9 protein-coding genes are annotated in these 13,640 nt (G+C 64.6%); 3 read left to right on the top strand and 6 right to left on the bottom strand.

The features are described 5' to 3' along the window. Positions 1-42: 42 nt before the first annotated feature. Positions 43-2,226 carry a DPP IV N-terminal domain-containing protein gene (locus NTZ26_12005; protein MCX6561221.1) on the top strand — a complete coding sequence of 728 codons (2,184 nt, stop codon included), beginning with the start codon at positions 43-45 and terminating at the stop codon, positions 2,224-2,226. A gap of 9 nt (positions 2,227-2,235) precedes the next feature. On the opposite strand, the gene NTZ26_12000 is transcribed toward NTZ26_12005, so the two are convergent. Then, positions 2,236-2,568 carry a DHCW motif cupin fold protein gene (locus NTZ26_12000; protein ID MCX6561220.1) on the bottom strand — a complete coding sequence of 111 codons (333 nt, stop codon included), beginning with the start codon at positions 2,566-2,568 and terminating at the stop codon, positions 2,236-2,238. Between the two features lie 159 nt (positions 2,569-2,727). Here NTZ26_12000 and NTZ26_11995 point away from each other — a divergent pair, with 159 nt between their 5' ends. Continuing rightward, entirely contained in the window at positions 2,728-3,480 is a 753-nt protein-coding gene (locus NTZ26_11995) for an outer membrane beta-barrel protein (protein ID MCX6561219.1), read from the top strand. Here NTZ26_11995 and NTZ26_11990 read toward each other — a convergent pair whose 3' ends face one another. The 4 genes from NTZ26_11990 to NTZ26_11975 form a co-directional block, all read right to left on the bottom strand. Beyond that, positions 3,481-4,767 carry an ABC transporter permease gene (locus tag NTZ26_11990; protein MCX6561218.1) on the bottom strand — a complete coding sequence of 429 codons (1,287 nt, stop codon included), beginning with the start codon at positions 4,765-4,767 and terminating at the stop codon, positions 3,481-3,483. Then, entirely contained in the window at positions 4,764-5,486 is a 723-nt protein-coding gene (locus NTZ26_11985) for an ABC transporter ATP-binding protein (GenBank protein MCX6561217.1), read from the bottom strand. The genes NTZ26_11990 and NTZ26_11985 overlap by 4 nt, the downstream gene beginning before the upstream one ends. A 174-nt stretch (positions 5,487-5,660) precedes the next feature. After that, a complete protein-coding gene (locus NTZ26_11980) occupies positions 5,661-7,853 on the bottom strand; it encodes a beta-galactosidase (GenBank protein ID MCX6561216.1) in 2,193 nt (730 codons plus the stop codon). Between the two features lie 271 nt (positions 7,854-8,124). After that, positions 8,125-11,505, bottom strand: coding sequence for a glycosyl hydrolase-related protein (locus tag NTZ26_11975; protein ID MCX6561215.1), 3,381 nt, complete (start codon positions 11,503-11,505; stop codon positions 8,125-8,127). A 130-nt stretch (positions 11,506-11,635) separates the two neighbouring features. On the opposite strand from NTZ26_11975, the gene NTZ26_11970 reads away from it, so the two are divergent. Beyond that, positions 11,636-12,196, top strand: a complete 561-nt coding sequence (locus NTZ26_11970) for a zinc ribbon domain-containing protein (GenBank protein MCX6561214.1) — start codon at positions 11,636-11,638, stop codon at positions 12,194-12,196. Positions 12,197-12,298: 102 nt separating this feature from the next. On the opposite strand, the gene NTZ26_11965 is transcribed toward NTZ26_11970, so the two are convergent. Continuing rightward, positions 12,299-13,640, bottom strand: a 1,342-nt coding sequence (locus NTZ26_11965) for a glycoside hydrolase family 3 C-terminal domain-containing protein (GenBank protein ID MCX6561213.1), incomplete at its 5' end; no start/stop codon positions are given.

The following is a 13,640-nucleotide window of genomic DNA, read 5'->3' as shown; positions in this document are numbered from 1 at the left end:
CCCGCCCAGGGGACCCGGGCCGACTACGAACGATCCAGCGGCCTGCGCGAGAAGTGGCAGGGCCTGGCCGTCGACCTGCCGGAGCGTCCCTCCTGGATCGGGACGACCCACCGCTTCTGGTACCGCAAGTCGGTGCCCGGCGGGTTCCAATTCGTCCTGGTCGACGCGGACAAGGCCTCCAAGGCGCCCGCCTTCGACCCCATCCGGGTCGCAGCCGAGCTGGCCGGTTCGCTGAAAAAATGGATCGATCCCAAGAAGTTGCCGTTCACCTCGATCGCCTTTGTCGACGCCGAGAAGGCCATCCAGTTCGAAGCCGAGGGCTTCCGCTGGAAATTCGAGCTGGAATCCGGCGTCCTGTCCAAGCTTGGCCCCGTCGAACCGCGCCGTCCGGGTGGAGGCGGCTTGGGCCAGGGCGGTCCTCCGGCCGAAGCGGCGTCGGCCTCGGCCAAGCCATCTCCCGATGGCCAGTGGGAGGCCTTCATCCGCGATTACAACGTCTTTGTCCGGGCCATAGACAAAGCCAAAAAGATGGAATTCCCGCTGAGCTACGACGGCGGCGAGGGCAACTACTATACCTATCGGTCCTTGGTCTGGTCGCCCGACTCGAAAAAGATCGCGGCCGTCCGCATTAAGCCCGGCTTTCATCGTTTTCTTACCTATATCGAATCCTCGCCCGTCGATCAGCGCCAGCCCAAGTATTCGGAGTTCGAATACGCCAAGCCGGGCGACGTGCTCGATCTCGACCAGCCCGTCCTCTTGCTGCTCGAGGACCGCCGCTCGATCGCCGTCGACAACGCCCGCTTCCCGAACCCATACGACCTGACCCCGGCCGTCTGGCGCAAGGACTCGCGGGCCTTCACCTTCGAATACAACCAGCGCGGCCATCAGGTCTACCGGATCATCGAGGTGAACGGGACGACGGGTGCTGTCCGGGCCGTCCTGAGCGAGGAGCCCAAGACCTTCTTCTGCTACAGCAGCAAGAAATTCCGTTTCGATCTGGCCGACGGCAAGGACGTTGTCTGGATGTCGGAGCGTGACGGCTGGAATCATCTCTATCTCATCGACGGCGCGACCGGACTCGTTAAAAACCAGATCACCAAGGGCGAGTGGGTGGTGCGCGAGGTCGACAAGGTCGACGAGACGGCGGGGCAGGTGTATTTCCAGGCCAGTGGGATGGACCCGGGGATCGATCCCTACTTTGTCCAATATTTTCGGATCAACCTGGACGGCTCGGGGCTGACCCGCCTGACCGAAGGCGAAGCCAACCACACCGCCGTCTATTCCTCCGACATGGCTTACATGGTGGACACGCGCTCCCGGGTGGACTCGCCCCCGGTCATGAATGTCCGCCGCACGCTCAGCCGGGAAGTCGTCCTGACGGCGGAGACGACCGATATTTCAGCCCTGGTCAAAGCGGGCTGGAAGGCGCCCGAGGTCTTCACCGCCAAAGCCCGCGACGGCCGGACCGACATCTGGGGCGTCATCTACCGTCCGCTCGCCTTCAACCCCAAAAAGAAATATCCGGTCATCGAGAACATCTATGCCGGACCGCACGGATCGTTCGCGCCCAAAACGTTCTCCGCTTATAGCGCCATGCAGGCCTTGGCCGAGATCGGCTTTATCGTCGTCCAGATGGATGGGCTGGGGACGAGCAACCGGTCCAAGGAATTCCACGATTACGCCTGGAAAAATCTGGGCGACGCCGGCTTTCCCGACCGCATTCTCTGGCACAAGGCCGCGGCGGCCAAGTATCCCTCCTACGACATCACCCGGGTTGGGATCTACGGCACTTCGGCCGGCGGGCAAAGCGCCTTGGGAGGCCTGCTCTTCCATCCGGAGTTCTATAAGGCCGGCTTCGCCGCCTGCGGCTGCCACGACAACCGGATGGACAAGATCTGGTGGAACGAGCAATGGATGGGTTGGCCGCTGGGGCCCGAGTACGCCGCCGCGTCCAACGTGGACAACGCCTACCGCCTGCAGGGCAAGCTCCTGCTTATCGTCGGCGAGATGGACCAGAACGTCGATCCGGCCTCGACTTACCAAGTGGTCAACGCCCTGATCAAGGCCAATAAGACTTTCGACCTGCTGGTCATCCCGGGCGCGGGCCATACGGCGGGCGGCGACTACGGGGCTCGCAAGCGCAACGACTTCTTCGTCCATGCCCTGTTGGGCGTCGAGCCGCCGGACTGGAACAAGTCGGAGCCGCCGGAGCCGGCGAAGAAATAAGCGAGCCGCCTAGTCGACGATAAAGACGCGTGCCCCGGACCCGCTTGAGGCCAGGTGCGGGTTGGCCTCGTCGTCGCCGGCTTGGAAGCTGGCACCCCGCTTGAGACGATGGATTGTCCCGTTTTTGAGCGCGATCTGGAGCTCGCCCTCGATGACATAGAGGACATGCCCGCGGCGGCACCAGTGGTCCGATTCGAAGCCGGCCGAATAGTCCACCACCCGGACGCGCAGGCCGCCCTCCTCAAAGGAGCGCCAGGACGAGGACCCAGTCCGGCCCCGGTGCTCGATGGCGGGGACCCGATTCCAGTCTGTAACGGTGAACGGGAGATCTTCGATCTTCATGCTCCAATCCTTTCGCTGGGATATGAAGGGAGTATACAGAATTCCTCGATTTTCCGCGCCTCCCCCCCGGCCGCGGGAAGCCCTTATTTCCCGGCGCCAAGGGAATATAGGCTATAATGTCCAAATCAAACTGAACGATTTGCCTCAAAGGAGACGATCATGAGAACACGGACCAGCGGATACGCACGGGCGATGAACCTTCTTCTGGGACTGCTGCTCCTGGCCGGGCTGGCGGGCGCCCAAGGCCGGGGACGGATGCCGGCCCGGCCCCAGGCCGAATTCCAGCGCTTCTCGCTGTCTTTGGCGGGCGGCTACGGCTTCGTGGAGCGCGGCGGCGGCATCGCCGATCTCAAGGCCGAGCTCCAGTACGGCATCAGCCGCAGCTTGCGTTTGGGCCTGTCCCTGGGCTATCTCGCCCGGGGCGGCCATGACGGCGAGATGGGCCGCGACGGCCGCGGCCGGATGGGCGGCGGGCTGATGATGGACACGATCCCCTTGCTCGCCCAGTTGTTCCCCCGGCAGGATCAGTCCTTCGGCCGCGAATTGCGGTCTTTCCCTCTGGGCTTGAACCTCTACTACACCCTGCCCATCGGGCGCCGCTCAAACGGCTATCTCTTCGGCGGCGGGACGTTCGCCTTCGGGTCCTTCCAAGCCGCGGCGGGCAGCGTTCATAAGAACGCCATCGGCGGCCAGGCCGGCCTGGGCTTCGAATATGCCCTGGCCCCCAAGATCCGGCTGACGGCCGAAGCGGGCTACCGGTTCCTGACCTTCGGCTGCGTCAGGCCGCCCCAGCCCGAAATAAGCCCGCTGCTGCGGATGATCGTCAACACGGTCGCCCCGCAATTCGTCCGGCCCGTCGACATCAGCCTCAACGGTTTCGCCCTGCGGGCCGGAGTGAAGTTCGGGCTCTAATTAGTACGACGGCTTTTTCTTCTTCTTCCAGCTCAGCTTCATGGTCAGAACTTTGTCCGAGGAAAAAATCCTCCCGGCCAGGTAGACCAGGACGCCGAAGAAGGCCAGCATGTAGAGCATCCCGAACAGCACCGCCTTCATGTCGCCCAGGAACATGTTCTGGACGGCCATAAAGGAATGCGAGAAGGGGATGGCCAGGAGCAGGATCTTGGCCGGCAGGGACAGGGTCTTGACGTCGGCGAACATGGTCAGGAAGTAGGGGATCATGACCATCAGGATGACGGGCATGATCAGGCTCTGGGCGCTGCGGAAGTCCTCGGCCAGTACCCCGAGGATGGTGGCCATCGCCAGGGCGCAGAGGATGGCCAGGAAGAGGGCGAGGCCCAGGACGATCAGGCCGCTGCCGGTCAAGGTCAAGCCCAGCTTGGCGGCCACGGACTGGGCGCCGGCGCTCACCGGCAGATCGCCCGTGAAACCGCTCATGAGCGATTTGTACCCCAGCATATAAATCACCGCCGAGATCAAGCCGACGATCCCGGCCGCCAGCATCTTGGCCGCGACGATCGAGGTGCGCGAGATCGGCACGGTCAGAAGGGTTTCCAGCGTTTTGTCCTGCTTTTCCATGGCGATGGCCGAGATGACCATCTGGGAGGAGTAGATGATGATCATCATCAGGATGATCGGGATGAGCATGGACTGCGACATGACGATCCCCGAGATCGAGGACGCCGTACCCTCGGCCATGCGGTCGCGAATGAGGACGAAATCGCGGGTCTTGATCGGATTCTTGACCGCCGCCGGATCGAGGCCCGGCAGGCGCTCTTTGAGGAAGTTGTTCGAGAGGTACTCGTTCATCGCCCCCAGCACGGCTTTCAGGATCTCGGCCCGGCGGATGCCCGTGATCGAGAAGTTGCGGAGGTAGGCGTAGGTCTCGATCTTGAGGGGATCGAGCCGGGCCACCGATTCGCCGAAGCCGGCCGGGATGACGACCAGGACATTGGCCTCGCTCTTGCGTCCCGCTTCGACCGCGACGGCCGAATCGGCGGCCTGGACGGGCACGACTTCGAAGCGGGCTGCGGTGAGGGCGCCGAGAAGCGATCTGGACAGGTCGGATTTATCAAGGTCCAGAACCGAGATCTTCTGGGTCCCGGAGGACTTGCGCATCTCCTGCTTGGTGATGCCGCCGATAAAGTAGAACAGGGCCATGGTGAAGAGCAGCGAGATGACAAGCTGCTTGGTCACCAGCTCCCGAATTTCCTTCTTTAAAAGATGAGTGAACTTTTTCATCGCAGGGCGCTCCTGAAAACAACTTCGAGGTTCTCGGCCTTGTACTTCTCCTTGAGGCCCTGGGGCGTGCCGGAATCCAGGATCCGGCCCTTGTCGACGAGGGCCACCCGGTCGGAGAGGAATTCGATCTCGAGCATGTTATGCGAGGAGAGCAGGACGGAGATCCCTTCCTTGGCGTAGCGCTTGATGATCTCCCGGACTTCGAGCGAGTTGATGACGTCCAAACCCGAAGTCGGCTCGTCCAGAATGGTCAGCGTCGGCCGGGTCATCAGGGCCCGGGCCAGCAGGAGCTTGCGGACCATGCCTTTGCTGTAGGTCCCGACCTTGTCGTCAAGACGGGCCCCGAGGCCGCAGATGGCCTCGGCCCGCTGGAGGAATTCTTTTTCCTGGGCGGGGGTCGCGGCGTAGAAGCGGGCCATGAACTCCAAGTAGGCGCGGGCCTTGAGGTTGCGGTAGGCCCCGGCCTCCTCGGGCAGGTAGCTGATGCGTTCCCGGAACTTTTCGGGATGGGCTTTGAGGTCGAAGCCGCCCAGGCTGACCGAACCCTCGGTCGGGGTCAGCAGGGTCGAGACAATCCGCAGGGTGGTCGTCTTGCCCGCCCCGTTCGGCCCGATCAGGGCGAAAACCTCGCCCTCGTCCACCTCGAAGCTGATGTCCTTGACGGCTTCGAGCTGCCCATAGCGCTTCTTTAGATGTTCGACTTTCAGCACGATGCCCATTCCGTTCTCCTTTTCCCTTTTTCCTTATTCTAGGTCAGTATGCAAGATTCTTCCAGAGTCGGATGGTAATACGGATAAGGCGAATTTTGGTTGTGCCGGCGGGGAGCTTGGGCGGGATCTTTGATGCAGGAGAGGTCCCCACGTCGCGTCTGAGACGCTCCTCGGGATGACCATTCATTTTTCGCGCCAGACCAGCACTTCGGCCGGGGCAAGCGGGGCCTTTCCGATCAGGATCTTCGATCCGGCGGCCGGGCGGATCGCGGCGGGGGAGGATGAATAGTTGACGGCTGTGAAAAAGCCGTCGCGCCACTCGATATAGACGCCCGGAGGCAGGTCCTCGATCGGAGTCCCGGCCAGCCGGTACATGGCCCGGACGATCTCGCGCTCCAAGCGACCGTCCTTGGTCTCGACCCCGATATATGCGACCGTGCCGCGGCCGAGCCGACGCGAGACAGCGGCCGCCCGCCCGGCGTAGAACTGGTTCGTGTACTTGGCCTCGACTTCGGTGCCGGGATCCGGGCGCAGGATGTCGGCCCAGGCGTTCCAGTCATAGGACGCGCCCTCGCGCTCGACCCGGCCCCGTCCGTTTTCGAGCAGAACGTCGAAGAATTCGATTTCGGCCCCGATCAGCGGCTGGATCAGGCCGGCCCAGGGGGATTCCGGCAGTCGGCCCGATTTATCTTTCTGACCGCTCCGGCAGGAGAGGAGGAGGTGGCCGCCCTGTTCGACATAGGCCTTGAGCTTGGCCGCCAGCGGTTTGTCCATGAGCTGATAAGCGGGCGCCACCAGGAACGGATACCGGGAGAAATCGTCCCTTTCGCCGATGTAGTCCATTGGTGCGCCCGCGGATTTAACGGCTGCCTGGTAATTGAACCGATGCCGCCAGGTATCCCATAGCGCCGTCTCTTTGTGGTTCTCCAGATCCCAGAGATTCTCGTGGCTCCACAGAAATCCGGTCCGCCGGGCCGCCAGCCTGTCCGGCATCCGGGCGGCAGGATCGTAGAGCGCTCGCAGCCGTTTCATCTCGGAAGCGACTTGGGCGAACTCCAGGCCTCCCCGCGAAGGGGTTACGCCGTCGGGGCCGACAATGCCGTCATGGTAGAGCTCGCTGCCGAAGGTCGGATGGCGAAAGCGGTAGGTGCAGGCGAAGGAGCTGCCGCCGGCGAAAGCGTGCCACAGCCACATCCGAATGGCGCCGGGCATCGGCTGGGGATTGATCGAGGCCCAATTGACTTGCCCGGGTTGAAGCTCCATGACGCCGGTGACACCCGAGATCGGCCGGTAGTAGTCGCAGGCCATGGCCATGCGGTGGGGCGAGCCGAGGCGGAATCCGTCGGGGCCGAGCTCGTCCCGGCCTCGGACGGGGTACATGGTGAACGAGGCGAAATCGAGCTGCTGGGTGCGCCGCGGGTCGGCATTTTGAGTCACGTTGGTGTAGTTCGTGGTGATCCACTGCCCGGGCCGGGCTTTGGCTCGGATGATCGCCGCCTGCCGGTCCAGGAAATCGGCCTGCGCGTCGGCGGTGAAGCGGCGGAAGTCCAGCACCGCGTGGGGGCTGGTTTTGTCCTCCGCGAACAGGGAGACGTTGGGGATCACGACCTGCTCGAAACGGTCATAGTGCAGGCTCCAGAAAGCTACGCCCCAGGCCTGGTTGAGCTTATCGATTGTGCCGAAGCGGGTCTTGAGCCAGGCCTGGAAAGCCGTCCGGGCCGAGGGGCTGTAATCGTCCGGAGCGCCGGGCTCGTTGTCGATCTGCCAGCCCCAGACGCGGTCGTCCCGGCCGTAGCGGTCGGCCATGGCCGAGGCGATCTTCCAGGCATATTGCCGGAACTCCGCGTCGGCCAACGAGCCGTCGGCCCGGCCGCCGTGTTCGCGGCGTCTGCCGTCGGCGGACACGAGCAGGATTCCGGGGTGCCGTTCGGCCATCCATGCGGGGGGGGCCGCCGTGGGCGTGCCCAAAACGACTTTGAGGCCGTGCTTGGCCGCCAGTCCGATGGCTCGGTCCAGCCAGCCGAATTCAAACCGCCCTTCCTGCGGCTCGAGGAAGGCCCAGGAAAATTCGGCGAAATGAGTGAAGGCGAAGCCCATCTCCGCCATCTTGGCGAAATCCCGATCCCATTGCGCCTCGGGCCAGTGCTCGGGGTAGTAATAGACCCCGAGCGTCATCAGATCGCTCTTGGGAAAGAAGCGCTGGGCATCGCCCGCGGCCGCTCGGGGGGGCGGGATCGTGGAGGCCTCGCCTGCGGTTGGAGCCGGTTCGCGGCTTGTCTCGGTTCGGCAGGCGGCGCCGCCCGCGAGCAGGACCGCAATGAGCGAGGCCAGCAGAGGGATGGCGAGCGGGGCAGGGAGCCGGCGGCGCTGGGGCATGGTTCGCTCCTAATCGTTCGGGGATCGAACCCGCCCATTATACATGATCTCTCCCCGCCGGAGCCGGGCCGGCGGGGGCGTCAGCGAGGCTAAAAAAGCTCGATCGCCTTTTGACCCCTGCGCCCGTCATACGTTCGCGGCGCTGAGACCCCGATTTTCAAATCGGGGCAATAAGCGCCGCTCAGTATTAACCCTGTTAATACCCCGGGCTTGGCAGTCCTCAGCTGCGAAGCGGATGAGGGCGGGCTTCAGCCCGGGGTATCGAGCGGGTTTATTTCTCCAGAGTATCGAACAGCGGCTGGACCGGCCGGACGGCGCGGCCCTCGTCCGAAACCGTGACGGCCAGGATCCGGATCCGGTCGTTTTCCGGCAGCGTCAGGGTCGTCGCTCCAGCCGGCACCTCAATCGCGTAGGCGAACAGGTAGGCGTAGGCATACACGTCGTTTGTGCCGTCCTGCAGGTGCCGGTGCGAGGCAAACCAGGCCACCGGCGCCGGCTTGATGAAGCCGGGGACGAGGCCCGCATATTCCTGGATCGTCCTGAGGCGCGGCTGACCGGATCGGTTCTGGCCGGCCGGAACGAGCTCCTCCCGGGTCGTCCAGATGCGGTTGTCCCACTGGCCGATATATCCGCCCCAGTCCTGGATCGTCAGCTGGACCGTTTGGTCTCCGATCTTGAATGCCGCTTTCTGATCGCCGGCCGCCGACGCGGCCAGAATGTAGACGCGGCCGCTCGTCCCGGCCGGGAGCGGAAGCACCTGCCCCCGTGCCGTCGCCGCGTTGCGCTTGTCGGCCGGGCCGAGCGCGAACTCGATCCCGCCGTACTCGATGCGGGCCGGCAGCATCTCGGACGGCAGGGTCCGGCCCTCGGCGTCGAACCCACCCACGGGAACCCGTCCATCGTGCGTCGAGGCGTACACATCATAAGCGAGCGGAACGGCTTGGAACTTGGGCGCTCCCGTGCGGGCAGGCGGGGGGCCCATCTTCACCGCGAACGAACGGACCTCGAAGGGTCCGAAGTCCGCGATCAGCGTGCCGCCGGCCAGCTTGGCGGGCCCGACGACGGCTTCGACACCGTTGGTCTCGCGGGCCGCCGTGAGCGGGGCGGCGAACGCCACCTTGACGCCCTTAGCCGGCTTGCCGCTCATCTCGACCAGGCGGACGACGATCTCGTCGCTTTGCTCGGCCTTCTTGAAGGCCAGGGCCCGGACGCGATCGTTGCCGACCGACATCAGCGAAAGCGATTTACCGAGGGCTCCGGGGTGGGCGGGAACGGCGAAGACGGCGAGCGGCTGATCGAGCCGCAATCCCTGCCAGTCTGTGCCGCCCTTGCGGAAGTCTCCGGCGTGGCCGGCGATCCCGTAAACGATCTCGTGCCGGCCCCAATCCTGCGAGGTCTGGTCGGTGTAGCCGCGGTTGCCCTCGATGCCGGGCGTGCGGATGAGGGTCAGTCGCAGGGTGTGGTCGTCCGGCTTATCCGAGCCGAACTTGGCTCCGGTCAGGAGGGTGGCGCCGAACGAGCCTGAGGCGTCGGTCAGGTCGACCCACTGATGGGAGGGCATCTCGAACTGCTTTTCGCTGTTGGTCGGCCGCTCGATCGTGCCGATGTCCCAGTTGTAAGTCGCAACCTTGTTTTTGGCGGTCAGGGGGAAGACGGCCTTGAGATGGCTCCCGGGCGTCTTCCAGTCCACGACCATCGCGAATTCGACCCGACCCCCGGCGTCTCCGGCCGCCAAGCGGACGGTCTGGACGAAGGTCGAGCCTTCGGCTTCGCGAGTGATTTCGAAGGCGACGCGGGCAGGTCCGTTCTCGACGACTTTAAGCTTGACCGGTCCGCCGACAAAGGCCCGGGCCGGGCGGCTCTGGTCGACCCAATCCATGTTCCAGGCCGGCCATTGGGCCGGCTTGTCGGTCTTGATCTCGAGCCGGGCGGGCGAGGCCAGAAGCTCCTTGCCCGCGAACTTGTCGAAGATCGAAGCCATGTCCCCGTTCGAGTTCAAGGTCACGCGGTAGCGGGCGTTCTCGAGCGACGACGGCCCGACTTTGAGGGTCGAGGGCATGGGGGCTTCGGCCGGCCGGACGTCGTAAACGGCGAACCCGACCGGGGGAACTTTGGCGGCGAAGAGGACCTTGCCGTTGTGAAGCTGGGCCGGGACTTCCTTGCCGTCGGGCCCGAAGACGCGGACAGCCTTGGGCGCGCCGGCGGGAAATTCGACGGCCGCCTCGACGATATCCTGGCGGGGGATGGACAGGCCATTGGTGACGACGACGGCCGAGCCCTGGACGCGGGTATCGAGGACCGAGGCGACGGATTCGACGGCGCTCGTCAGCACGCCGCCGAACTGATTGAGAGCCAGGACTTCGTCGTTCCAGGCGTATTCATAGGCCTTGGGAATGCTTGTGCCCGGGATGATGTCGTGGAACTGCCCGCCCATGACCAGGGTCCAGGCGTCGTTGAGCTTTTTCCGGGGATAAGCCCGGCCGCCCAGCCAATCGGCGGCAACCGAGGCCATCTCGGCGTCGTCGGCCAGGACTTCGTTGCGGCGGTTCCAGCGCTTCATGTAAGCCTGCGAGGTGATGGAGCCGGCGGAGTGGTTGGTCAGCTCGAGGTCGCCCTTGTAGCGGGGCAGCTTGGCCCGGGTCTCGGGGCTGATGTCGAGAAACATCTGATCGGACCTGGCCGAGATCACTTTGACCGGTCCATCGCCTACCTTAACGGCGGGAGCGCCGGGGGCGAGTATCGCCTGCCCGTTGGTCGCGAGCGCTTCCATGAGCTTGACGGAGGGCTCGTTGGGCGCGCCGCCCGTGTCACCCGTGCCGTAGTACATGTAATCGGCGAACAATCCGGAGATGATCCCGTTCAATTGGACCCGGGCCGGCCAGTCGATGGCGGCGGCCCGGCGCTGGGGCTGGCCTTCTTTGGCGGGCGGCGGAGGCGTTTTGGACAGGTCATAAGTCACCGAGCCGGTATAGTCGCCGGCATTGAGGGCGGCGATGATGCTCTTGCCGTCCAGGCCCTCCCAGACGCCGACGTTGAAGGGGATGCCGGCCGGGGTTTTTTCGGGCGAGTCGGGCCCGCCGACCGGGGCGAACGAGCCCCAGGACAGCTTCTGGGTCGAGAACCCGAGCAGGCCGCAGTGGGCCAGGATGCTGGGCAGGGAGGCCGGGAAGCCGAAGCAGTCGGGCAGCATGTATTCGGCGCTGGTCTTGCCCAGCTCGGACTTAAACCAATGGGTGCCGTAAAGAATCTGGCGGATGGTCGACTCCGCCGAAGGCGAGTTGACGTCGTTCTCCTCCATCGAGGAGCCGGAGGGATACCAGCGGCCGGCGGCCACATACTTCTTGACCTGCTCGAAGCCCTCGGGGAAATACTCCTTCATCATCCGGTAGCGGTTGGCGCCGCTGAAGTTGAAGGTGTAGTGCGGGTACTTCTCGAAGAAATCGAAGTTGGTCCGCATCGTCTTGGGCAGGTATTCGCGGATGGTGGTAGGGAAGTCCCAGCGCCATTCCGTGTCCAGGTGGGCGTAGCCGACGACATAGAGCGTCGGGACTTTGGGATCAGGAGCCTGGCTGAGGGCCGGGCCTTGGACGGAGCCCAGGACGGCCAGGCCGGCCAGGGCGACGAGCAGGGTTCGTTGAGCGGAGAATCGCATGGTCACCTCGCGGGTTTTGATCCCGGCGGCGGCGCCGGGGATGTTCCAGCATAATCCAAACCGGGATGGAAGGAAACCGGGGAGAGAACTTTTTGCCGCGGATTTCGTCTATTGGAGTGAGGAGATGATCATGAACGCTTCGACCGCGAAAACTCTCGGCATCATCCTGGTGGTCCTGATCGTGATTTCGGCCGCCTGGCCGCTGAAATACGTGCTGTTTGCCCCGGCCGGTTTCTTCCACGGGCTGTCCAACGGCTGGCACAATCTGCGCGCGGACGGCGACTGGGTCTGGCCCTGGATCGGCTTCGCCGGCTTCTTCGGCCTGCTCCTCCTGGCCTTCTGGATCGCCATCGTCGTCTGGGTCTACAAAGACGCTGAAAAGCGCGGCATGAATGCGATCGTCTGGGCTCTTGTCGCCTTTTTCGTTCATTTCGTCGGAGTGATCATCTACCTGCTGGTCCGCTCGGAGCATCCCATCCGGGCCCGCGACTCGGCCCAAGCCGGGCCGACGACGGTCCAGCCCCCGGCGCCGGCTGCCCCGCCCAGATGCCCCAAGTGCGGCCAAACAACCGATACCCGGCATACCTTCTGCCCGGCCTGCGGCGAGCGGATCAAGCCGGTCTGCCCGGCCTGCGGCAAAGACGTCCAGGCCGGCTGGAAGGCCTGCCCCAACTGCGGCGGCTCGCTTTAGATGGGACCGGTCATCTCTTTCCGTCATTGCGAGCGCTCGCGATGACAGGCGGAGGTCGCCACGCCCCAGCCTATGGCTAGGGCTCGCGAAGACAAACGAGAGCTACTTGGCCCGGACTTTCAGGACCCCCCGCAGTCTGATATCCCGGCTCGAGCTCCCGATGTAGACCTGAAAGTCGCCGGGTTCGACGATTTCTTTCAAGTCCTTATCCAGCAGGCCGAGCTCGGCGGGCCCCAGATCGAATGTCACCGTCTTGGCTTCCCCGGGCGCCAGGCTGACGCGCCTGAATCCCTTGAGCTCCAGGACCGGTCGGGACACCGAAGCCAGCGGGTCGTGGAGGTAGAGCTGGGCGATTTCGTCGCCCGCCCGCCCGCCTGTGTTCTCCAGCCGGAATGATATCTTGGCTTTACCCGGCGGCTGGATTGCGGCCGGATCGATCGACAGATCCGAATAGCGGAACGTTGTATAACTCAACCCGAAGCCGAAGGGGAAAAGCGGCTCGCCCGTTATATCCAGATAGTCGTCCAGTCGGCCCGTCGGTTTGTGGTTGTAAACGAGCGGGAGCTGAGCGACCGACCGTGGGTAGGTGATGGGCAGGCGCCCGGCCGGGTCGGCTTGGCCGCGGAGGACGTCGGCCACGGCGTTCCCGCCCTCTTCGCCGGGATACCAGGCGGCCAGGACCGCGCCGGCTTGGTCGATCCAATCGGTCATCTCGACGGCGCTTCCGCCGTAAAGGACGACGATCGTGGGCACGCCCGTAGCGGCGACGCGGCGGATCATCTCCGCTTGGCGTCCGGGCAGGCGGATGTCGGCCCGGTCGCGCGATTCGCCCTCCTCGATCCCCGCCGCAACGATCGTGGCTCCCGATCGCGCGGCCAAACGGACGGCTTCCCCGATCAGGCCCTCCGAGTCGTCCGCGACTCCATAATCCCAGACCAGCCGGACTTCACCGCTGCGGACCGGTTCGTTGAACTCCAGCTTGAGCGCATAGGCTTTGCCTTTCTCGAGCCGAGCGTCCCGGGTCAGGGCGCGCCGCGTCTGCTTGCTCCATTGATCGACGATCAGGCGGCCGTCGAGATAGAGGCGGACACCGTCGTTGGCCTCGACTCCGAGCTTGATGGACCCCGTGGCCGGGCCGATGAGCGTCCCGCTCCAGCGGACGGAATACCAGTCCGTCCCCAGCCCCTCGGCCGGCGGCAGGAAGGTCCAATGGAAATCGATCCGGGGGTCGATCCGTCGGACGATCGGTTGGCCGGTTAGTTCGATGTTGTCGAAGTATTCCCCGCGCAAGCCGGGCTTGCCCTCCGGCCCGGGCTCGGTCCGTAGGTACGCCGCGTCGATCGGGCCCAGGCGCGGAACCGTGCGTCCGCAGCCCGCGGCGTAGGCGATCGTTTCCCTGCCTTCGGCAGTCGTGCGCAGGGCTTCGAGCAGGCTGACTTTGCGG

It is taken from the genome of Candidatus Aminicenantes bacterium (assembly GCA_026393855.1).
Taxonomy (GTDB): Bacteria; Acidobacteriota; Aminicenantia; order Aminicenantales; family UBA4085; genus UBA4085.
The sequence above is the reverse complement of the archived record's forward strand: the minus strand, read 5'-3'. Positions and strand labels throughout refer to the sequence as shown.